Genomic DNA, 21,934 nt, shown 5'->3' with positions numbered 1-21,934 from the left:
TTTTGGGAATTCCGAGGCCCGTTCGCCCTTCGACCCGGTATGCGTTTTACCTTGATGTAAAGACTCTTTACGTACCGGCCCGATTACGGGTGACGCCGGTCACGTTCACGCCCGTCCCGCGCCGCAAGGGCGCCCCGTCGCGCCCCCGGGCGCCACCCTCACGCCCCGCCGCGCGCCGCGTTCTTCGCCGCCACCACCGCGTCGAACACCCGCCGCTTCGGCAGTCCCGCCTCCGCGGCGACCGCCGCGATGGCCTCCTTGCGGCGCTCGCCCGCGTCCTCACGGACCCGGACCCTGCCGACCAGTTCCTCGTCGTCCAGCTCGGCGCCACCGGTGTCGGACGCGCCCTCGACGACAATGGTGATCTCGCCCCGCACCCCCTGCGCCGCCCACGCGGCCAGCTCACCGAGCGGGCCCCGCTTGACCTCCTCGTACGTCTTCGTCAGCTCGCGGCAGACGGCCGCCCTGCGGTCCGTGCCGAACGCCTCGGCCATCGCCGCGAGCGTGTCGTCCAGCCGGTGCGGCGCCTCGAAGTAGACGAGGGTGCGCCGCTCCTCCGCGTTCTCGCGCAGCCGGGCCAGCCGCTCGCCCGCCTTGCGCGGCGGGAACCCCTCGAAGCAGAACCGGTCCACCGGCAGCCCGGACAGCGCGAGCGCCGTCAGCACGGCCGACGGCCCCGGCACGGCCGTGACCCGGATGCCGCGTTCGACGGCCGCCGCGACCAGCCGGTAGCCGGGGTCCGAGACGGACGGCATCCCCGCGTCTGTGACCAGCAGCACCCGGGCTCCCCCGGCGAGCGCGTCCGCGAGCTCCGGCGTACGGGCCGACTCGTTGCCCTCGAAGTACGACAGGACCCGGCCGCCCGGGTGGACGCCGAGGGCCTGGGTGAGACGGCGCAGCCGCCGGGTGTCCTCCGCGGCGATCACATCCGCGCGCGCCAGCTCGGCGGAGAGCCGGGGCGGAGCGTCGCCGACGTCCCCGATGGGCGTCCCGGCGAGCACGAGGACGCCGGCCCCGCCGTCGCGGGCGTCACGGGCCCGCCCCGCGTCCTCGTACGCCTCGCTCCCGTACGCGTCGTTCTCGTGCCCGTGCCCGTGCCCGTCGCCGGCGTACGCGTCGCTTCCGGTCCCGGTGCTCCCGTACCCGTCGTCGTCGCTCCCCGCGCCCTCGATCCCGGCGTCACGGGCGTCGGGCACGGCCTGCCCGGACGGTGTGACGGACATATCAACGGGCTGGGTCTCGGGTGGCTGGTTCGCATTCACAGCAGCCATCCTCCCAGCCTCACGGATACGTTCCCTACGATGGCGCGGTGACCAGTACTGCGCCCGAAGCCCTCCAGGGGCCCGACGCCGAAGACACGCCGCCCACGTGGCCCGGGCGGCTGCGCCGTTTCGGTCATGTGCCCCGGCAGACGACCAGCCTGCGCGACCGGCTCGTACCGCCGTACACCCGGCTGTCCGAGCACCTGTGGGAGGTGCTGCGCGTCCCGCAGGCCACCGCCCGGCTGCTGACCCGGTGGTCCGGGTGGGGCGGCCCGCTGATCATCACGCTGATCGCCGGGGTGATGCGGTTCTGGCACCTCGGCAGCCCCAAGGCGGTCATATTCGACGAGACCTACTACGCCAAGGACGCCTGGGCCCTGTGGCACCAGGGGTACGAGGGCAACTGGCCGAAGGACGTCGACAAGAAGATCCTTCTCGACCCGTCCTCGGTGCCGGTGCCGCACGACCCCGGCTACGTCGTGCACCCGCCGGTCGGCAAGTGGGTCATCGGTTTCGGCGAGTGGCTGTTCGGGTTCAACCCCTTCGGCTGGCGGTTCATGGTGGCCGTCTGCGGGACGCTGTCGATCCTGATCCTGTGCCGGATCGGCCGGCGGATCTTCCGCTCCACCTTCCTCGGCTGCCTCGCGGGCGCACTGCTGACGACCGACGGCCTGCACTACGTGATGAGCCGCACCGCGCTGCTCGACACCGTGCTGATGTTCTTCGTCCTCGCCGGGTTCGGCTGCCTCGTGCTGGACCGGGACTGGACGAGAGCGCGGATGGCCGCGGCGCTGCCGGTCGACGCGGACGGCGTACTGCGGCCCGACTCGCGTATCGCCGAGACCCTGCGCTTCGGCTGGCGGCCCTGGCGGCTCGCGGCGGGCGTGATCCTCGGCCTGGCGTTCGCCACCAAGTGGAACGGCCTGTACATCCTGGCGGCGTTCGCCGTGATGTCGGTGCTCTGGGACGTCGGTACGCGGCGCACGGCGGGCGCCGCCCGGCCCTGGCCCGCGGTGCTGGGGCGGGACGTCGCGGCGACCTTCGTCTCGACGGTCCCGGTGGCGTTCGCGACGTACCTGGTGTCGTGGAGCGGGTGGCTGTTCACCAGCAACGGCTACTACCGCAACTGGGCCAGTACGAAGGGCCAGGGCCTCGGCGGCAGCTACACCTGGCTGCCGGACTGGACGCGCAGCCTGTGGCACTACGAGTACCAGGTCTACGAGTTCAACATCCACCTCGACAGCGGGCACACGTACCAGTCGAACCCGTGGAGCTGGATCGTCCTCGGCCGCCCCATCTCGTTCTTCTACGAGTCGCCGTCGGCCGGCCAGTCCGGCTGCCCCTCCGACACCGTCGGCAAGTGCTCCAGCGAGGTCCTGGCCCTCGGCACTCCGCTGCTGTGGTGGATGGCCTGCTTCGCACTTCTCTACGTGCTGTGGCGCTGGCTGTTCCGCCGCGACTGGCGCGCGGGCGCGATCGCCTGCGGGGTGGCCGCCGGCTGGGCGCCCTGGTTCCTCTACCAGGACCGTACGATCTTCTACTTCTACGCGGTCGTGTTCGCGCCGTTCCTGTGCCTCGCGGTGGCGATGATGCTGGGTGCCATCATCGGCCCGCCGGGCTCCGACGAACGCCGCCGCACGATCGGGGTGGTCAGCGCGGGCGCGCTGGTGCTGCTGATCTTCTGGAACTTCATCTACTTCTGGCCGCTGTACACGGGCACGCCCATCCCGTACGCGTCGTGGCAGCACCGGATGTGGCTGGACACCTGGATCTAGCTGGTCGAAGGCACGGCGGGGGCGCGGCCGACGGCCGCGCCCCCGCCGTCATGTCCGGCGCCCGGTGGTAGCAGCAGGCCGCCCGCCGTCCCGCTCGAACGGCCCAGGGACGGCCCAGGGACGGGCCGGGGACGGCCGCTGGGGCACCGGACCCGGGGTGCGTCCGGCCCCACGGCCCGGTGAGGGGCCGGGCCCGGAGAACACGTCCGATCGCGGATGCGGACATGCGTACGGATACTCAGGCCGCGGACGCCGTGCGGCGGGATCGTGGAAACCGCCACACCCCTCGGAATCCAGGAGACCCGACATGGCCGCCCGTCCGCGTTCCTTCACCACGTCCTTCCGCCGGGCCCTGCTGCACCCGGTCTCGCTCGCCTATCTGGCGCTCGTGGCCGGCGTCTGGTGCTGGGTCGCCTGCGACCTGCTGTTCGTCACCCACCAGGACGCCACGCTCTCCGGGGTGTGGGCCTTCCTGGTCACGGCCCCGACGTCGCTGCTGTTCGTGGCGCTCCCCGGCCCGCTGCCCTGGGCCGGGCTCGCCGTCGGCGCGGTCCTGCAGGCCGCCGCGCTCGGCGCCGCGGCCGGCCACAGCGGCTTCACACTCCGCCTCCGGGCCGGCCGGACCGGACGCGCCGGGCGGTGAGGCGCCGGTCCGCGGGCCAGCGCCACGGCCCGCACGGACGCCGACAGGAACGGGCACGCGCCGCCGCCGGCACATGCCCGGAAACATCCCCCCGGCCTTCCTAGGGATGTTGGCTCACACCCCTGGGGAGGGCCCCTCTTCCTCCGAAGGGAGTCGAGTCATGCCCGCACCCTTACCGTCCGGGCCCGCACCCGTGTGCGGGGCCGTCTCACGGTTACCCGAGCGTCTCGTCCTGGCGGCCCTGCGCCTGGCCCCGGACCCGTACGGCGAACCCGAGGACCACCTCGTGGAACGCCTGCTCTCGTGCACCCGCGAAGCACACACCACGGGCGACCACTACGCGCCCGTCCGCGAGTCGGGCAGCGCCCACGGCGGGGCCGTGTGGACGCGCTGGCCCCCTGACGGGCGGCCGGCGGCCGTGGAGGTCCTCCCCGACTGCCCCGCCGTCGTGACCGGGCACGACGGAGCCCGGACGTGCGCCGAGTTCCTCGGCCACCCCGGCCGCCACACCTGGGAGTTGGACCCGGACCGGCCGGCGGGGTGGTAGGGGCGCCTCAGCCCTCGAAGCCGTTGTCCGCGAGGATCCTCTCGATGCGCGCGCGGTGGGCCTTCTCCCAGTCGTCGAGCGTCTCCGCCGCCTCCTTCGCGAGCGTGCGCCCGGCCTCGGGCAGCACCTCGGCGGCCCGCCCGCCGGGTACGACCACGACGCCCTCCTCGTCCGCCACCACGATGTCCCCCTCCCGCACGAACACGCCGCCGCAGCGGACTTCGGCGCCGAGCGCGGTCACGGCCTTCTTGGTGCCGGGGATGGGGATGACACCCCGCGCGTAGACGGGGAAGGCCGCGTCGCGGACCTCCTCCAGGTCGCGGATCACACCGTCCAGGACGAACCCGGCCACGCCCCTGCGCTGCGCGACGGCACACACGTTGCCGCCGGCCAGCGCGTGGTCGACGTCACCGGACTCCACGACGATGACGGAGCCGGGCGCGGCACGGTGGATGGCCGCGTGCAGCATGAGGTTGTCGCCGGGCGGGCACCGCACGGTGAACGCGGGTCCCGCGAGGCGCGGGCCGCCGGACCACAGTGGCCGCATGCCGATGTCCATGACCTGCTCCCGTCCCAACAGGTCGGCGAGGGTCGTCGTGGGGATGCCGTCGAAGCCGGTGGCGTCGTCGTTCATGGTCTGCTTCCGCCTTTCGCAAGGGTGGTCGCGCACGCCGGGCGCGATCAATGGCACGGCGCGTGCGCGATGGTACGGGAGTGGCTTCGGCGGAGCGCCGGTCGCGGTGAGCCGTTCGGTGTGATGGTGGTCGCAGTCCGACAACACCCGACTCGCGTGTACCCGTGGCCCCGTAGAGTGCTGTCCACAGGGTTTTGAACTTGTTCAAGATCCGGGGGGACCCGGGGGGAGTGAGGCTGCGCCATGCGCAGTGGGGCCAAGATAGGCGTGGTCGGGGGCGCGTTCGCCGTCGTCGCCGCGGGTGCCGCGTGGGGCGGACTGAATCTGTACAACGGCATGACCAGCGGCACACACGGCACCGACCAGGGGCTGGTGGGGCAGTCCGCGTCACAAAGCGCCGCACCGGTGCGGACGGGGCCGCTCAGCGCGGCGGAAGTCCGCGAAACCGCGAAGCAGTTCCTCAGCGCGTGGGCCTCCGGCGAGGGCTCGGAGGATGTCGCGCAGCTGACCAATGCCCCCACCGAGGCCGGCCCGTACTTCGAGGACTTCCACAGCTCCGCGCACGTCACGAAGGCCGTCATCACGCCGGGCACACCGACCGGCACGACCGTGCCCTTCACCGTGCGGGCCACGGTCTCCTACGGGGGCAAGTCGAAGCCCTGGACGTACAGTTCGAAGCTCTCCGTGGTGCGGGGGCAGACCACGGGACGCCCGCTGATCGACTGGTCGCCGACCGTCGTGCAGCCGGACCTGACCGCCACCACGACACTGGTCACGGACGCGGCCGCCGCCCCGCCCATCGAGGCCGTCGACCGCGACGGCAAGGAGCTGGACGCCCGGCACTACCCCTCCCTCGGCCCCATCCTGGACGCCCTGCGGGAGCGGTACGGCGACCAGGCCGGCGGCAGCCCCGACATCACCCTGCGCGTCGAGGAACGCGACGCCGGCACAGACACCAGCGCGGACACCGGCACCAGCCCGAAGGTGCTGCTGACGCTGTCCAAGGGGCACGTGGGCAAGGTGCCCACGACGATCGACGCACGCGTACAGGCGGCCGCGGAGAGCGCGGTGAAGAAGTACACCAACGCGTCGGTCGTCGCCGTCCGGCCGAGCAGCGGCGACATCCTCGCCGTCGCCAACAACCGCGGGGACGACTTCGACGCGGCACTCCAGGGCGCCCAGGCACCCGGTTCGACCATGAAGATCGTGACATCGGCGCTGCTGATGGAGAAGGGCCTCGTCACGCCCGACGGGCCGATGGAGTGCCCGCCGACGGTCACCTACTACGGGCGCACGTTCCACAACGAGGACAACTTCTCCCTCAAGCAGGGCTCCACCATGCGCGACGCGTTCGCGCAGTCCTGCAACACCGCGTTCATCAAGATGATCGACGACACCAAGGACGACGCGGGCCTGAACAAGGAGGCCGGCGAGGTGTTCGACATCGGCAACAACAACTGGAAGACCGGCGTCGTGTCCTTCGACGGCAAGGTGCCCGCCGAGACCGGCGGCGAGGCCGCGGCCGAGTACATCGGCCAGGGCACCGTCCAGATGAACGCGCTCGACATGGCGTCCGTCACCGCCACCGTCAAGGCCGGGGCCTTCCACCAGCCGGTCCTCGTGCCGCAGTCCTTCGACCACCGCCAGATCGCCTCCGCGCAGCGCCGGTTGCCGGCATCCGTGGCGCAGTCCATCGTCGGCATGATGCGGACGACGGCGGTGAGCGGCACGGCGGCGCACGCCATGGCGGGCCTCGGCGGCGACAAGGGCGCGAAGACGGGCTCGGCCGAGGTCGACGGGCAGGCGGTCTCCAACAGCTGGTTCACCGCCTTCCAGAACGACTGCGCGGCGACCGCCGTCGTGGACGCCGGCGGCCACGGGGCCGACGCGGCGGGCCCCTTGGTGGCCTCGGTGCTGGCGGCGGACTGACGGGACGGCGGCGACCGGCGGCCGACGGTCCGGGCCGGGTGCCGTCGCGGGCCTCCGGGTGCCACCGGGTGCCGGTGCGCGGCGCCGGCGGGGGCGGTTCGGCGAACGGTCCGGGTCGGTCGCGGGTCGGTTCGGCAACGGTTCAGGGGCAGTTCTCGGTCGGTTCGGGGTCGGTTCGGGGGCAGTCCTCGGTCGGTTCGGGGTCGGTTCGGTGGCCGGTTCGATCGCCGGTTCGGTGGCCGGTGGTACGCAGGGCTCAGCGCGGGCGGCACCCGGGGCCCTCAGGAACACGGGGCGGGGGTCCGGAGCGCGGGGCCCGGGGCCGTCGGGAGCGCGGGCGTCAGGTGAAACACACTCGACGCTCCTGAAGCCCGGCACCTACCGTGCCAGCATGAGCCACCGCGCGCCATCCTCCCCCGCACACCGCGGTACGACCCCGGTGGGCCTCGGCCCCCGCCCTGCCTCGTGACCCCGCTGGTCGCGCTCGCGGTCCTCGTCGCGGCGGTCACCCACGCCACCTGGAACGCCATCGCGCACAACCTCAGCGACAAACTGGTCGCGTTCACCCTGATCAGCGGCGGGGGCGCGGCCATCGGCGCCCTGCTGCTCCCGATCGCGGCGCCGCCGCACGCGGGCGCGTGGCCGTACCTCCTGACCTCCGCGCTGCTGCACGTGGGCTACCAGCTGCTGCTGATGCGGTCGTTCAGCCTCGGCGACTTCGGCCAGACGTATCCGATCGCGCGGGGCACGGCCCCCCTGGTCGTGACGGTGATAGCGGCGGTGTTCCTGCACGAGTCGCTGGACGGCTGGCAGGCGGCCGGCGTCGTCGCGTCCTCGGCCGGACTGCTGGGCGTCGCGCTGTGGGGCATCCGCGGCCAGGGCCGCACGCCGCGCGGGAACGCGATCGTCGCGGCCCTGGCGACCGGCCTGTCCATCGCCGCGTACACGGTCGTGGACGGCGTGGGCGTACGGAAGTCCGGCACGCCGCTCGGCTACCTGGCGTGGCTGATGATCCTGGAGGGGCTGATGATCCCCGCGTACGCGGTGTACGCGCGGCGCGGCCGGCTCCTTTCGGAGCTGCGGCCCAAGGCGGCGGTCGGCCTGCTCGGCGCGGCCCTGTCACTGGTCGCCTACGGTCTCGTCCTGTGGGCCCAGACGCGCGCCGACCTGGCGCCGGTCGCCGCCCTGCGCGAGTCGTCGATCATCGTGGGCGCGGGGATCGGCACGGTGTTCTTCAAGGAGCGCTTCGGCACGCCACGGCTCGCCGCGGCCGGACTGATGGTGGCGGGCATCGGGCTGATGCTGCACGCGAGCTGACGAGCCGGTCCGGTCGCGCGGGCGGGGCGGACCGGACCGTGAACGCTCGTCGCGGCTCCCGGTCCGGCGCCGCGTCACACGTCCAGGCGGCAGATCACCGAGCGGTGCGTCGGTACGTACCCCAGCGCGTCGTTGACGCGGCGCATGTACGGGTTGGTGTCGGCCGTGTCCGTGAGCAGTCCGCCGAGGGCGGGGTGGTGCTCGCGGGCGTGCAGCACCGACGCGGACTTGATCCAGTGTCCGAGGCTGTGGCCACGGTGCTCGCGCACGACGCCGGTGCCGTAGTGCTGGGCGTCACCGGTCCCGTCACCGGGTACGACGAGCTCGGTGAAGGCGACGATCGACCCGTCGCGGGTGTCGACCGCCGCGACGGTGTGCAGCAGCCCGCCGTTCCGCTCGACGGTCCGCGCAGCGGCCCGCACCCGTTCGACGTCCCACACCCCCCGGCCGTAGTCGGTGTCCCCCATGGGCATGTCGTCCATGGCGCGGCGGGAGCGGGCGAACGTTCCGGCGAGAGCGTCGGGCACGAGACCGTCCCAGGACATCAACCGGTAGCCCGGGTGCGGCCGTTCGACGGACCGGGCGAGCGCGGCGGGATCGACGTCCGCGAGCGCGAGCCGCGCGTGGATCAGGACGAGTGCCGCCCGGAAGCCGCGCGCGGTCAGGAACCGCTCGCCGGGCGAACCCGCGGTCACCTGCGTGGTGAGCGTCCGCCGGTGCTCCTCCCGCGCGGCGAGGACGACGGCGTCCAGCAGCCGGCCGCCGACACCGCGCCCGCGCTCTGCGGGGTGTACCCGGATATCGGCCTCGCCCAGGTGGTCCTGGCCACGCCTCAGGGACAGCCGCAGCGCGGCGGACCCGACGGGATGGTCGTCGCCGTCCGCCGCGAGCCAGACGAGCCTGCGGGAGGAGGGGCCGGGAGACGGATCGATCAGCGGGGTGACGCGGAGGGGCGGGACGGACGACGCCACGGCCGACGGGCCGCTCGGCCCTGCAGCGCGGGACGGGTCAGGGGCCGGCTCCGGGGACGGGTCCGCGGACGGGCGCGCAGACGGGTCCGCGGACGGCGGGCACGGAGTCGGCTCCGGGGACACGTCCGGCGGCAGGCCGGGGGAACGGTCCGACGACCCGTCCGGGGGCAGGTCCGGGGGCGAGGTCAAAGACGGGTCCGGGGAGGGAGAGGACGAGGACGGCAACTGCACGACGGCTCCGGTGAGTCCGATGAGGTGGAACGGACGGTGTCATGACGGGCGCGCGTCAGGGAGCCACTCGTACGCATCAGCCGTACACCTCCTCGGAGTGCCGGACAGGGCGCGATCCGCCCGTCCGTCCGCGGGCGACCGTAGTGCCGGGCGCCCCGGCCCACAACCGAAATTCCGCGCCCGCACGGCCGACGGCCCGCCGGTGGCCCGCGCCGCCACCGGCCCCCCGGGGTCCCCCATGGAACATGTCAGGACCGGTGCCTGAGGTCCGATGGCGATCGGACACCCCTGAAAGGCCGCGTCCACCCCGTCGCGGGCTCGGACGCCGACAATGACCGCATGAACGTGACGCCCGATCCCGACGCCGCCACCGACTCCGCGAACGATTCCGCCGCCCGCGCCACCGGTGCCGGCACCGGGGCCAGGGCCGAGAGCGGGGGCGGGCCCGATGCCGCGACCGCCACCGCCTGGCAGGCCCTCGGCGGGCCCCCCGAGCTGCTGGACCTGGTCTCCTACGAGGGCGCGGACGGTGTGCTGCCGTCCCGGCTGCCCGTACGTGAACTGGCCCGCGCCACCGTCGGCGCGGCCTCCCTCGCCGCCGCGGAACTGCTCGCGGCCCGGCGCGGCGACGCGCAGCCGCCCGCGGTGGTGGTCAAGGAGGGCGCTGTCGCCACCGCGTTCGTCAGCGAGCGCCATCTGCGGATCGACGGACGGCACCCGTCCACCTTCGCGCCCCTGTCCCGCTTCTGGCCCGCCGCCGACGGCTGGGTCCGCACCCACGCGAACTACCCCCACCACCGCGCCCGGCTGCTGCGCGCACTCGGCGTGGAGGACATCGGCGACGACGACAAGCTCGTGGCGCGCGTCGCGAACGTCCTCGCCGGGCAGCCCGCCGAGGAGATCCAGGAAGCGGTCTACGCCGGCGGCGGGCTCGCCGTACGCGTTGCCCCCGCACCGGTGTCGCGGACCCTGCCGCTCGTGGAGATCGAGTACGGGCAGAGCACGGGCGGCCGGAACGCGGACCCGGGCAGCGGCGGCGCCCGGCCGCTGCCGCCCGCCGTGCTGCCCGCGCAGGGCGTCCGCGTCCTCGACCTGACCCGGGTCATCGCCGGACCCGTCGCCACGCGCACCCTCGCCCTGCTCGGCGCCGACGTCTTGCGCGTCGACTCCCCGCGTCTGCCGGAGACCCCCGACGCGCACGCCGACACCGGCATGGGCAAGCGGTCCACCCTGCTCGACCTCGCCGCCACCGCCGACCGCGCGACCTTCGACGATCTCCTCGACACCGCCGACGTCCTCGTCACCGGCTACCGGCCCGGCGCGCTCGACCGGCTCGGGCTGTCCGCGCAGGACGTACGCACACGCCGTCCCGGCCTCGTCGTGGCGCAACTGTGCGCATGGGGCTGGTCGGACGTGGGGCCCTGGACCGCACGCCGCGGCTTCGACAGCCTCGTCCAGGCCGGCACCGGCATCGCGGCGACGGAGGCCGCCGACGACGGAACGCCGGGGGTGCTGCCCGCGCAGGCGCTCGACCACGGCACCGGTTACCTGCTCGCCGCCGCCGTCCTGCGATGCCTGACCACCCGGGGCACGACGGGCACCGGCGCGCGTGTACGCCTGTCCCTCGCCGGCACCGCGCAGTGGCTCCTGCACGGCATCGCGCCCGACCCGCTGCCCGGCCCCCCGTACGCATCCGACCAGTACGTCACGGAGGCACCCTCCCCGGAGCACGGGGTGCGCCACGCGCTGCCGCCGCTGCACTACGAGGGCGCGCCCACCGACTGGCGTCACCTGGCCACCCCCTGGGGCTCGGACACCCCGAACTGGCTGTGAGACACACGGCGTCCTTGGATACGGTCGTCGCATGAGTGATACGGCTGGGGGAACGGGCGGACCCGTGCACGGGGACGGCCGCCGGGCAGACGGGGGCGGTGGCGATCCCGCCTCCGCTACCAGGGCCGAGGCCGGTACCGGGGGTGGGAGCGGCAGTGCGGGGCCGCGCGTGCCGGACTGGAGCGGTCGGCCGGCGTGGTTCATCGTGAACGAATCGGCGGCCTTCCTCGTGGAGTTGGCCGCCTTCGCCGCGCTGTGCTGGTGGGGGCTGCACGAGGGCGGGGTGCTGCTCGCCGTTGTGACGCCGCTGGCGGCCGTGGTGGTGTGGGGCCTCTTCGCGGCGCCACGGGCCCGGTTCACGCTGCCGCTCGCCGCTGTCCTGGTGGTGAAGGCCGTGATCCTGGGCGCCGGCGCGGTCGCGCTGTGGCCCGTGGGTCATCCGGTGTGGGCGATCGTGCTGGGCGTGGTGGTGCTGGTGAACACCGGCCTCGCCCAGGCCGGCCGCAACCCCACGGCCGGGCCCGCCGCCTAGCTCCCCACCGCCACCGGTCAAGGCCCCCGCGAGAGCTCCGCCGGTGGCCGAGTGTGGTTGTGTGGTGAGCCACGACGAGAGCGGACGGCGAGCGGTGGTGGCAGCGTGACGGGCGAGGGGACGGGCGGCGCGAACGAGGTGTCCCCTGCGGGCGACACGGGGACATCCGCCCGGCGGACCGCGGCGGGAGCGGCGCGCACCGGCCCCGCGGCCCGAGCGGGATCCAGGCCCGAGGTCGGCGCCCGAGCGGGAGCCGGGGTCGGGGTCGGGGCGGGAGACGAGGTAGGGGTCGGGGTCGGGGCGGGAGACGAGGTAGGGGCCCGAGCGGGAGCGGCGGCCGAGGCCGGGCCGGGAACAGCCGCTGAGAGCGGGCCGGGAGCAGCGGCTGAGACCGGGGCCACAGCCGAGGCCGCAGCCGGGACCGGGCAGGTCGGTACGGAGCGCGCGGAGGTCGTACGGACCCGGGCGCTGCTCGACCGGCCGGGACTGAGCGCGGGCGAGCGCGAGATCCTGCGCGTCCTCGGCCGGGCGGAGGACCTGGGCAGCGTCGGCTCACGGATCGTCGTATCGCTCGGTGCCGCCATCATCGAGGGCGGACTGCGGCCGGGTGACGACCTCAACTCCGTTGATCTGGCCCGCCGTTTCCACAGCAGCCGCACCCCGGTCAGGGAGGCCCTGGCGGTCCTGGAGCGCGAGGGACTGGTGGAGATCGCGGCCCGCAAGCGCCCGCGCGTGCGCAGGCTGGGGATCGCCGAGGTCAGGGAGATCTACGAACTCAGGGCCGAGCTGTACGGCCTGGTCAGCAGGCGCATCGTGCGGCACTGCGCGGACGGGCCGCTCGACGCGCTGCGCACGGCCCAGGCCGACCTGGAGTCCGCCGCGGCCGACGGTGACCTGGAGCGGTACTTCTGGCTCGTCGTCGGCTTCCGCAACACGGAGGCGCGGCTCGCGGCCAACGAGACCGTGCGCGGTGTCCTCGACTCGGTCGGCATCAGGACACTCCAGCTGCGCCATCTCAGCCTGTCCCTGCCGGGCCGCGTGGAGACGTCCGTCGGCGACCACCGGCGCCTGCTGAAGGCGTACGTGGACCGGGAGGCGGACCTCGCCGCCGCGCTCACCCGCTCGATCGTGCGCAGGGGCCTCGCTGCCCTGGAGGGATCGGGCTGGAACGGCTTCTCCGACTGAGCGGCACGGGATCGCCCGGCCGCCCGCCCCGCCCCGCGGGGCTCCGGCGTACCCCGCACCCCTGCCTCACGCCCCTGCCCTCACGTCCCGCCCCTGGCTCTCGTGTCGCCGAAACGGCTCCTCCCGGTCGTCGTCAGGCCGGTCGTCGTCAGGCCGGTCGTCGTCAAGCCGGTCGTCGTCAAGCCGGTCGTCGTCAGGCCGGTCGTCGTCAAGCCCGCCCCCACGGTCATCGCACCCGCCCCGCCGCGTCGCCGGGCGGGCCTGACGGTCAGCCGGGCAGGGCCGTCGGACGGTCGGGCCGGCCCCTCCGGTGGGCGGGGACGTCCGTCCGGACGCCGAAGAGGTCCGTCGCGCCGAGAAGCCGCGCGCGGTCCCCGTCCTCCTGCTTGAGTGCGTCCAGCGCCGCCAGCGGATGGTCCACGCGCATCGGGAACGGGTAGTCGCTGCCGAGGACCACCCGGCCGGGCCCGGCGAAGTCCAGGAGGTGGCGAAGCGCGTCGCCGTCGTGCAGGACCGTGTCGAAGTACAGCCGGCCGGCCAGCTGCCGGGGGCTCAGTGTGCCCTTCGCGCGGGCGGCCGGCGGGGCCGCGGTGAAGCCCCGGTCCAGGCGGCCCATCTGGTACGGCACGAAGCCGCCGCCGTGCACGAGGAGGACGCGCAGCCGGGGGTGGTCCTCCAGCACCCCGCCCAGCAGCAGGGCCGCCGCGGCGAAGGTGGTCTCCGCCGGGTTGCCGACCAGGATGTGCAGGAACAGCCTCCGCATGCGTTCGGGGACATCCAGCTCCGCCGGGTGCACGATCACCGGTACGTCCAGGTCCTCCGCCGCGCGCCAGAACGGGGCGAGCGAGGGGTCGTCCAGGCCGAGTTCGCCCACCCGCGCGCCGATCTGCACGGCCTCGTGGCCCAGTTCGGTAACGGCGCGGCGCAGTTCGGCGGCCGCGAGGTCCGGCGCCTGGAGCGGCACGGCGGCGGCGACCCGGAACCGGTCGGGGTGCGCGGCGCGCAGGGAGGCGGCCGAGTCGTTCTGCACCCGCGCGAGCCAGAGTCCGTCCGCGGGCGGCAGTTCGTACCCGGCGAGGTCCATCCAGGGCGCGACGAGCTGCACGTCGACACCGGCCGCCGCCATCCAGGACAGACGGGCCCGTACGTCGCTCAGCGGCGGGATCAGCGGCAGCCCGCTCGGCCGGCCGCCGACCTCGACGCGGGTGACCGGTCCGCCGGCACCGCTCTCGCGGGTGACCAGCCGGACGCCGTGCGCGCCGCCCTCCTCCCGGATGCGTTCCACCGCGTGCGCGCCGACATGGTGCGCGTGGACGTCGACGACGCTCATGAGGCGCCTCCGTGGCCGGTGGGTACGCGCCCCGTGAGCCGGCCGAGTGCGGCGACGACCACGTCCGGGTTCTCCAGCGGGGTGAGGTGCCGGGTGCCGGGCACGACCGTCGCCGGGCCGTCCCCGACGAGCGCCGCGAGTTGGCGGGCCATCGCGGGCGGTGTCGCCGTGTCGTCCTCGCCGACGAGCACCGCGACCGGGTGGGGGACACGGTCCGCCGAGTCCCGCAGGTCCGCGGCGCCGAGCATCGCGCACGTCGCCTCGTACGCGTGGAGGTCGTTGGCGGTGAAGATCCCGCTCAGCTGCTCCATCAGGCCGGGGCGGGCCGCGCGGAACGCGTCCCCGAACCAGCGGGTGAGCTGGAAGGGGATGAGTGCCGCGAGTCCGTCCCGCCGGGCCTTCGCGGCGCGCTCCGCCCAGTCGGCGACCGCCGTGGGCCCGTACCAGGCCGTGGTGTCGACGAACAGCGCCCCGCGCGTACGGTCCCGGTGGCGTGCCGAGAACTCCTGCGCCACGCAGCCGCCCATCGAGCAGCCCGCGACGACGGTGTCCCGCCAGCCGAGGTGGTCCAGCAGGTCGGCCAGGTCGTCCGCGAACTGGGCGGTGCTGTAGGGGCCTTCGGGCCGCCCGGAGCGGCCGTGTCCCCGGCAGTCGTACACCAGCGTCTCGGCGCGCCCGGCCAGTTGCCGCGTCACGCCCGACCACAGGGACCGGTCGAGGGCCAGGCTGTGCACGAAGACGACGCGCGGGGCGCCGTCGGGCCCGGGGGTGTGCGTGTACGACAGGCTGACGCCGTCGCGGGTGAGTGCCTCACCCTCGACTGCCGTGCCGGCTGCGGTCATCGGTCTCCTCCTGCGTGGTGCGGGGTGTGCCGGGCCCGGTGCGCGGCCTCGGTGGTCGCGCGGTGGCCGGACTCGGCGGTCCTGTGGATCCTGTGCGCGGGCCGCTTCACGGGCGGCGTACGGCGACGGCGTGGGCCCGCGCCCGGCCGCGCTCCCGGGTGCGGCGCGATCACTGCTCCTCGCCCGTCCAGCCCGAACGTTCTATGGCGGCGAAACCGCCGCGCACCAGCGACTGCGTGAGCGCGGACGCCAGGTCGGCGTCCCGGTCCTCGTAGGCGCGCAGCAGCCGCGCGTGGTCCTCAACGGAGGGGCCGAGCCGGCCGGGCTGCGACAGGCTGAGGTGGCGCAGCTGGAGGGCCCGCAGCCCGAGCGTGTCCAGGATCCGGCGCAGGGTGGTGTCCCGCGCGATGGCCGCCTCCGTGTTGCGGTACTGGACGTTGACCCAGAAGTACCGGTCCACGTCGTCCGCCGCCGCGGCCGCCTCCAGGGCGAGCTGTTGGCCGCGCAACAGCTCCAGGTCCTCCGCAGTGCCGAGACGGCACACGGAGTGGCTGACCACCGCGTACAGCTCGGCGCGCAGGTTGTACAGCTCCCGCACCTCGCTGAGCAGCAGCCGCGCCACCCGGGGCCGGCGGCGCGCCGTGATCTGCACGAAGCCCTCGCGCTCCAGCACCAGCAGCGCTTCCCTGACCGGCGTCCTGCTGCTGTTGAACGTCCGTGCCAGTTCGACCGAGTTGAGGTCGTCCCCGGGCGAGAGCCTGCCCTCGATGATCTCCGCCGCGACGGCGACGGCTATCTCGTCGGCGATGCCGGCCCCCGAGATGCCCCGGTTGAGCATCCGGGTCAGCTCGTCCCGCCTCGCGGTGTCCCCGATGGTCGGGTAGGCGGGACGGATCGGCACCGCACTCACCGCGAGCCGCCCAGTACATCCGGCCAGCGCTTCATGACCCGCTCCAGCAGCGCCTCACTGGCCTCGGCCACCTCGGGGAAGGAGCCGAGCCGGGCCCAGGGCCGGCACGCGTCGATCACGGCACGTGTGTTGAAGGGCGGCACGCCCCGCTCCCGCAGCGGGTCGACCCGGCTGCCCCAGGTCTGGCGCATCGTCTCGATGTCCTCCGCCGGGTCCGTGCGGGTGCACATCGCCCACACCACGTCGCTGAGGCTGCGCGGGTTGACGTCCGCGTCCACGACGACCACGAACTTGTTCATGTACGCGGCGGCCGGCAGCTGGGACGTCAGATAGCCGGCCTGCCGGGCATGGCCCGCGTACCGCTGCTCGACCGCGACGGCGAGCAACTGCCGTCCGCCGCCCGCCTCGTGTGCCCACACGCCCTCGACGCCCGGCAGCCCCGCCTGGATCAGCGCGTCCTGGATCATGGCGGACTTCATGACACTGCGCATGTACGAGTAGTCGTGCGGCGGCTTTCCCGGAGGAGCGCCCAGCAGAACGGGGTCGTCGCGGTGGTAGATCCGCTCGATGTCCAGGGTCAGTACGGGCTCCGCGCCGCCGCTGTAGTAGCCCGTCCACTCACCGAACGGGCCTTCCTGCTCGCGCCGGTCGGGGTACAGCCAGCCCTCCACGGCGATCTCCGCCGTGGCCGGGATCGGCAGCCCGGTGACCTCACCCCTGATCACGTCCACGGGCCTGCCGAGGACGGCGCCCGCGTACTCCAGCTCGGAGACCCCGGTGGGGACCTCCGTGCCGGCGACGACGAGCAGCAGCGGGTCGTGGCCGAACGAGGCCGTGACGGGTGCCCTGCCCTCGCGGGCGAACCACTCCCGCACATGGGCGGCACCGTGCTTGCCCGCCTCGATGTTGACACTGGCGGCCCGGCCGTCGTTCTGCACCTGCATGCGGTAGGCGCCCGCGTTGAGCACGCCGGTCTCCGGGTCGGTGGTGAACACGGCGCATCCGGTGCCGATGTAGCGCCCGCCGTCCCCCTCGTGCCACCGCGGGACGGGAAAGTCCAGCAGGTTCACCTCGCCGGCCGCCGCGACGTTCTCCTTGACGGGGCCCGTCGCCACCTCGTGGACGGGGTAGCGGGAGGCGTTGGCCGCCCACTCGCCCGGCTTGCTGCGCAACGCCTCGACCAGGGCCCGGTCGTCCAGGTCCGTGCCGAGCCTCAGTGTCATGCCGAGACGGCGCGCGTTGCTCATGGAAGCGGTCAGTACCCGCTGCCCGGTCCGGTGACCGACGATGTCGTCGAAGAGGAGCGCCGGCGGGGAGGGCTGCTTGTAGTTCGCCTCGGACGCCGCGCCGATCTCCTTGTCCCAGTGTGCCCCGGTGATCGTTCTGACCTCGCCGAGCTTCTCGGCGAGCGCCAGCCAGCTCCGCAGGTCATCGATGTCGTCAAGTGACGCCATGCCACCCACCCTTCGTCTCGTCACCGGTACATCACAGGTCAAGCCACTGCCCGCGCGGCGGGTCGAGCCGCTGCCCGGGTGGCCCGCCGGGCCCAGCGCGGGGCTCCGGACGGCCCACCGGGGCGATCCCCACCGCGGGCCCCGGGCCGGGGAGCCACCGGGTCACCGGGTCACCGGGTCACCGGTACAGGGAGTCGATGAAGCCGGACGCGTTCAGCTTGTCGACGTAGGAGTTGTCGACGAACACGTCGGTGTTCTTCGGCATCGTGCCTACGCCCTTGGCGACGGTCACGGCGAACGAGTCATGGACGAGGCGGGGATCGACCCTCGGGTCCTTCGCCCACAGCCGGTCGAAGAAGTCGTACGAGTACTCGGCCAGGGCTTTGTTGTCGACGCCGCTGTGCTTCATGATGCTCTGCACCGCCGCCTCCCGGTCGTTGTGCAGCAGAGCCAGGCATTCCGCCTCGGACTTGGTGAAGGCCGCGACGGCCTTGCCGTTCGCCGAGAGGTAGTCGGTCTTCACCGTGTACGCGTTGGCCGCCGTCGGCAGGTCCGTGAAGTCCATGATCTTCTTGAAGCCCTTCTCCCGGGTCTTGGTGCCCGTCGGAGGCTGGGTCACGATCGCGTCGACCGCCCCGTTCTCCAGCGCGGACACTTCGGCCGGACTGGACTTCAGGTAGATCTTCTGGATGTCCTTCGGGGACCAGCCGTTCTTCTTGATGAGCGCGTCGACGGCCGCGTCGCCGAGCGAGCCCGGTGAACTCAGGCCGATCTTGTGCCTCTTGAGGCCGTCGCCCGGTTCCAGGGACTTCTTGCCCCACATCTCCATGTAGTAGCGGTTGATCGGCAGGGCGATGTACCGCAGGTCGACGCCCTTCAGGTTCATCGCGCCGGCCGCCGTCGCCGTGGTGGCGCCGACACCGATCTGCACACTGTTGCTGACGAGCGCGGCCACCAACTGCGAGGAGCTGTTGAGCAGGGTGATCTTCACATCGAGCCCGTTCTTCTTGAAGATCCCCTTGTCCTCGCAGATGTACAGGTCCGAGTAGGCGGCGCCGATGGCGGTGTAACCGATCGTCATCTTCATGCTGGACGGCTGGACGGACGCGCTGCCCGAGACCGCGCAGCCCGACGCGGTCAGCGCGAGGACCGCGATCAGCGGCACGGAGAACCTTCCGACGATGCGCGAGCGGCGCAGGGACGGTGACATGGGACCCCCTCTCAGTCCGTCGCGGACCAGAACGTGAACCGGCGCTCCAGGTAGCCGACGCCGCGCGTGAGGGCGATGGCCACCACGGCGATCACGGCGATCGACGCCATGGCGTCGTCCATCTCGAAGTTCGACGTCTGCAACTGCACCTGGTAGCCGAGGCCCGAGGAGCCCATGAACAACTCGGCGACGATGGCCCCGATCAGCGCGCGGCCCACCGCCTGCCGGACACCGGCCAGGATGTACGGCAGCGTCGCGGGGAACTCGACCGCCCACAGCGTGTACGTCCGGGTCGCGCAGTAGACGCTCGACACCTGCCCGTACGCCGGGTCCAGGTTGCGCGTGCCGGCGATCACGTTGATCAGCAGGGGGAACATCGCGCTCCACACCACGATGACCAGGCGCGCGTTCATCCCTATGCCGAACCAGAAGATCAGCATCGGCAGGAAGACCACGTACGGGACCGAGTACATGATGCTGATCACCGGGTCCGTCAGCCCGTACAGGTACTTGTTGCGCCCGATCAGCAGGCCCAGGGGTATCCCGACGACGACCGAGATCGCCATGCCCAGTGCGACGATCGACAGCGTCGAGCCGAGCGGCGCCCAGATCGTCCCCGACGAGATCGAGTCGACCAGCGCCACGAACGCCCCGGCGGGCGAGCTGCTGAAGTTGGAGTCGACCAGGCCCGTGGAGGCACAGAACTGCCAGGCCGCCAGCACCACGACCAGGCCCACCACGCCCAGGAACAGGTTGAGATGGCGGCTCGACGCGCGCCGGCGCCCGGACCGCACCATGCCGACCGGGGGACGGACCCTATCCGACGACAGTTGCGTTGCTGCCATGGTCGCTCGCCCTTCGTCCCGGCTGGGTCTGGCTCATGACGAGCCGGAGGATGTAGTCGCTGATCTCCTGGAACTCGGGAGAGCGCTTCATGGCCGCGTCGCGCGGGCGCGGCAGGCCGACGTCGACGACCTCGACCAGGTGCGCGGGACCGCTGGAGAAGACGACCACGCGGTCCGCGAGGAACACCGCCTCCGGCACGTCGTGCGTGACGAACACGGCCGTCTTGCCCTTGCCCGCGCCGTCGGCCTGCCAGATGCGGGTGAGTTCCTCCTGCATGACCTCCCTCGTCTGCGCGTCGAGCGCGGAGAACGGCTCGTCCAGCAGGAGGAGGTCGGGGTCGGTGGCGAGCGCGCGCGCCAGGTTGACCCGCTGGCTCATACCGCCGGACAGCTCGCGCGGATACGCGCGCTCCCTGCCCGTGAGCCCCACGAGGTCCACCAGTTCGGCGACCCTGGCCCTGCCCTTCGCGTCGAGCCGCCGCTGCGCCTTCAGGCCGAACTCGATGTTCGTCGTGACCGTCCGCCACGGGAACAGCGAGGCCTGCTGGAAGACGAGCGAGCGGTCCGGCGACGGCCCCTGGATCTGCGTGCCGTTGAGTTCGAGGCGTCCCGACGTCACCGGAACCAGGCCCGCGAGGGCGGTGAGGAACGTGGTCTTGCCGCAGCCGCTCGGGCCGACGATGGCCACGAACTCGTTCTCCGCGATCTCGAACGAGAGTCTGTCGCAGGCCGGCGAGAACGCTTCGGTACGCGACGACCAGTGCCCGAGACTCACGTCGTCGACGACCAGTTTCTGGGATGGATGGTTCACGGATACCTCCTCCGAGGGAGAGCCGGTCACACCGCCGGGCACTCCACGAGCGGAACCTGGCGGGCGGTCAGCGGAACGGCCCGCACCACGGGCCCGCCGATGCCGCACCGTCACGGCTCGTCGCAAAGTGTCGACACTAAGATTGAAGCAGCGCCCTCCATCGATGTCCATAGCGTTGCGGACACCCGTCCAAGTTGCTTCGTAAGCAGCAAGTTGACGCTCCGTGCACGCGGGGCGCGCCGTCGGGCTCTCGCGAAAAGCGCGTCACCCATGGCTGGTTCCGTCGCTCCGAACACGGACAAAATGCCGCATGAGTGACGGGATGCCGCCCCGATCCGGCATCGGTACGACCCTTCTACCAGGGCTCCTCAGGCGGCGGGGGAATCCCCGGACGCCCCGGGCCGCGCGCCGGCCGGCGAGCGCAGTCACCGCCGCCGACCGACGCTTCCGGTCATCAAGTGTCGACACTTACCGCCATGATGGCCGAGGGAGCACGTCGCGGGGCCACGCCCGCTCCTCCAACCGGACCGTCCGACCGCACTGACCGCTCCGGGTCGGCCGGCCGACTTCCGACCGGCCGGCCACCGACCAACCGACCAACCGGCCCCATGCCTCGCCCGGAGGCGCACCTCGTCGGGGCGACGGACCCCGGGGTCCGAACGCCGGGCCCCGAACGCCGAGGCCCGAGGCCCGAGCCCCCACGCGGTACCCGGCCTCTTCGCCCGTGGGGAGCGCCGGTCAGTCCAGCCCCGCCACGGCCCTGCGGAAGCCCATCTGTGCCGTCAGGATGCCGCCGTCCACCGGCAGCGCGACCCCCGTGATCCACGCCGCGTCCCGCGACGCGAGGAACGCCACGGCAGCCGCGATGTCCTCGGGGCGCCCCACCCGTCCCATCGGGTAGAGCTTCGCGGCGCGTTCGAGGACGTCCTCCCGGCCCGCCCAGCCCTCGGTGTGCACCGTGCCGGGTTCGACCAGGTTGACCCGCACCCCCCGGGGCGCGGCGTGCCCGGACAGGGTCCTCGTCAGGCCCGCGAGGCCCGCCTTCGCCGCGCTGTACGCGTGGTTGCCGAAATCCCGCTCACCGTTGACGGAGCCGATGGAGACGATGGCGCCGCGCCCCGAGGCCACCAGGTGCGGCAGTGCCGCCCGCGCGCACCGGAAGGCGCTCGTGAGCGTGAGGTCCAGGTCACGGGCCCATTTCTCGTCCGGTTCGTCCTCGAACAGCGGCTCGTCCGCGCCGCACGAGAACGCGTTGTTGACCAGGACGTCGAGCCGCCCGAACCGCTGCACGGCGTACGCGACCGCCGCCTCCACCTCTGCCCGGTCTCCGACGTCGCAGCGGAACGCCTCCGCGCCCTCGATACGCCCTGCCGTCGCGGCCGCGCGCTCCTCGTCGATATCCGTGATGAGGACCCGCGCGCCCTCCTCCGCCAGCCGCTGTGCGGTCGCCGCCCCGATGCCGCGTCCCGCTCCCGTGATCAGTACGCCATAGCCGTCGAATCGCTTCATCGCACGATCAGATCACCAGCGCACCACCCGCACCAGAGCGCCCGCCGACCTCGGCAGACAGACCCTCGGCCCCCGGCGCCCGGTCCCGAGCAGCCTCAGGCAGCGCACCGGCCGCACCGGCCGCCGCCCCTCACGAGGCACCGGCCCCCAGGACTCAGGGGCGT

19 protein-coding genes are annotated in these 21,934 nt (G+C 73.1%); 8 read left to right on the top strand and 11 right to left on the bottom strand.

Going from position 1 to position 21,934, the window contains the following annotated elements; all coding sequences use genetic code 11:
- Window positions 1-158: 158 nt before the first annotated feature.
- Window positions 159-1,001, bottom strand: a complete 843-nt coding sequence (rsmI, locus tag OG310_RS21160; protein ID WP_329460295.1) for a 16S rRNA (cytidine(1402)-2'-O)-methyltransferase — start codon at window positions 999-1,001, stop codon at window positions 159-161.
- Between the two features lie 308 nt (window positions 1,002-1,309).
- Here rsmI and OG310_RS21155 point away from each other — a divergent pair, with 308 nt between their 5' ends.
- The 3 genes from OG310_RS21155 (at window position 1,310) to OG310_RS21145 (ending at window position 4,227) form a co-directional block, all read left to right on the top strand.
- Window positions 1,310-3,037: a dolichyl-phosphate-mannose--protein mannosyltransferase gene (locus OG310_RS21155; RefSeq protein ID WP_329457441.1), complete on the top strand. Its 1,728-nt coding sequence runs from the start codon at window positions 1,310-1,312 to the stop codon at window positions 3,035-3,037.
- Between the two features lie 307 nt (window positions 3,038-3,344).
- A complete protein-coding gene (locus OG310_RS21150; RefSeq protein ID WP_329457440.1) occupies window positions 3,345-3,680 on the top strand; it encodes an SCO4225 family membrane protein in 336 nt (111 codons plus the stop codon).
- A gap of 160 nt (window positions 3,681-3,840) precedes the next feature.
- Window positions 3,841-4,227, top strand: a complete 387-nt coding sequence (locus OG310_RS21145; protein WP_329457439.1) for a hypothetical protein — start codon at window positions 3,841-3,843, stop codon at window positions 4,225-4,227.
- Between the two features lie 7 nt (window positions 4,228-4,234).
- On the opposite strand, the gene OG310_RS21140 is transcribed toward OG310_RS21145, so the two are convergent.
- Complete coding sequence (locus OG310_RS21140; protein WP_329457438.1) at window positions 4,235-4,861, bottom strand: RraA family protein; 627 nt, start codon at window positions 4,859-4,861, stop codon at window positions 4,235-4,237.
- A gap of 243 nt (window positions 4,862-5,104) precedes the next feature.
- On the opposite strand from OG310_RS21140, the gene OG310_RS21135 reads away from it, so the two are divergent.
- Entirely contained in the window at window positions 5,105-6,790 is a 1,686-nt protein-coding gene (locus OG310_RS21135; protein WP_329457437.1) for a penicillin-binding transpeptidase domain-containing protein, read from the top strand.
- Window positions 6,791-7,255: 465 nt separating this feature from the next.
- Window positions 7,256-8,107, top strand: a complete 852-nt coding sequence (locus OG310_RS21130) for a DMT family transporter (protein WP_329457436.1) — start codon at window positions 7,256-7,258, stop codon at window positions 8,105-8,107.
- Between the two features lie 74 nt (window positions 8,108-8,181).
- Here OG310_RS21130 and OG310_RS21125 read toward each other — a convergent pair whose 3' ends face one another.
- The gene (locus OG310_RS21125; protein WP_329457435.1) at window positions 8,182-9,078 is read right to left on the bottom strand and encodes a GNAT family N-acetyltransferase; all 897 of its coding nucleotides are present in this window, start codon (window positions 9,076-9,078) and stop codon (window positions 8,182-8,184) included.
- A gap of 570 nt (window positions 9,079-9,648) precedes the next feature.
- On the opposite strand from OG310_RS21125, the gene OG310_RS21120 reads away from it, so the two are divergent.
- From OG310_RS21120 to OG310_RS21110, 3 genes are all read left to right on the top strand, one after another.
- Window positions 9,649-11,142, top strand: a complete 1,494-nt coding sequence (locus OG310_RS21120) for a CoA transferase (protein ID WP_329457434.1) — start codon at window positions 9,649-9,651, stop codon at window positions 11,140-11,142.
- Between the two features lie 205 nt (window positions 11,143-11,347).
- Window positions 11,348-11,674, top strand: coding sequence for a YrdB family protein (locus tag OG310_RS21115; RefSeq protein WP_329457433.1), 327 nt, complete (start codon window positions 11,348-11,350; stop codon window positions 11,672-11,674).
- 105 nt (window positions 11,675-11,779) lie between these two features.
- Window positions 11,780-12,859, top strand: a complete 1,080-nt coding sequence (locus OG310_RS21110) for a GntR family transcriptional regulator (RefSeq protein ID WP_329457432.1) — start codon at window positions 11,780-11,782, stop codon at window positions 12,857-12,859.
- A gap of 268 nt (window positions 12,860-13,127) precedes the next feature.
- Here the strand turns inward: OG310_RS21110 and OG310_RS21105 are convergent, their stop codons facing one another.
- The 8 genes from OG310_RS21105 to OG310_RS21070 form a co-directional block, all read right to left on the bottom strand.
- Window positions 13,128-14,189, bottom strand: coding sequence for an amidohydrolase family protein (locus OG310_RS21105; protein ID WP_329457431.1), 1,062 nt, complete (start codon window positions 14,187-14,189; stop codon window positions 13,128-13,130).
- Window positions 14,186-15,031 (bottom strand): alpha/beta fold hydrolase, encoded by an 846-nt coding sequence (locus OG310_RS21100; protein WP_329457430.1) that lies wholly within the window; start codon window positions 15,029-15,031, stop codon window positions 14,186-14,188. The genes OG310_RS21105 and OG310_RS21100 overlap by 4 nt, the downstream gene beginning before the upstream one ends.
- Before the next feature lie 169 nt (window positions 15,032-15,200).
- Window positions 15,201-15,932: a GntR family transcriptional regulator gene (locus tag OG310_RS21095; RefSeq protein ID WP_329457429.1), complete on the bottom strand. Its 732-nt coding sequence runs from the start codon at window positions 15,930-15,932 to the stop codon at window positions 15,201-15,203.
- A gap of 5 nt (window positions 15,933-15,937) precedes the next feature.
- Window positions 15,938-17,395 (bottom strand): UbiD family decarboxylase, encoded by a 1,458-nt coding sequence (locus OG310_RS21090; protein WP_329457428.1) that lies wholly within the window; start codon window positions 17,393-17,395, stop codon window positions 15,938-15,940.
- Between the two features lie 178 nt (window positions 17,396-17,573).
- On the bottom strand, window positions 17,574-18,605 hold the full coding sequence (locus OG310_RS21085) for an ABC transporter substrate-binding protein (RefSeq protein ID WP_329457427.1): 1,032 nt from the start codon (window positions 18,603-18,605) through the stop codon (window positions 17,574-17,576).
- An 11-nt stretch (window positions 18,606-18,616) separates the two neighbouring features.
- Window positions 18,617-19,450 (bottom strand): ABC transporter permease, encoded by an 834-nt coding sequence (locus tag OG310_RS21080; protein ID WP_329457426.1) that lies wholly within the window; start codon window positions 19,448-19,450, stop codon window positions 18,617-18,619.
- Window positions 19,422-20,261, bottom strand: a complete 840-nt coding sequence (locus OG310_RS21075) for an ABC transporter ATP-binding protein (protein ID WP_329457425.1) — start codon at window positions 20,259-20,261, stop codon at window positions 19,422-19,424. The genes OG310_RS21080 and OG310_RS21075 overlap by 29 nt, the downstream gene beginning before the upstream one ends.
- A 738-nt stretch (window positions 20,262-20,999) precedes the next feature.
- Window positions 21,000-21,770 (bottom strand): SDR family NAD(P)-dependent oxidoreductase, encoded by a 771-nt coding sequence (locus tag OG310_RS21070; protein ID WP_329457424.1) that lies wholly within the window; start codon window positions 21,768-21,770, stop codon window positions 21,000-21,002.
- Window positions 21,771-21,934 lie beyond the last annotated feature (164 nt).

This window comes from Streptomyces sp. NBC_01497, from assembly GCF_036250695.1.
GTDB lineage: Bacteria > Actinomycetota > Actinomycetes > Streptomycetales > Streptomycetaceae > Streptomyces.
Note: the sequence above shows the minus strand (reverse complement) of the source record. Positions and strands in the feature narration are given on the sequence as shown.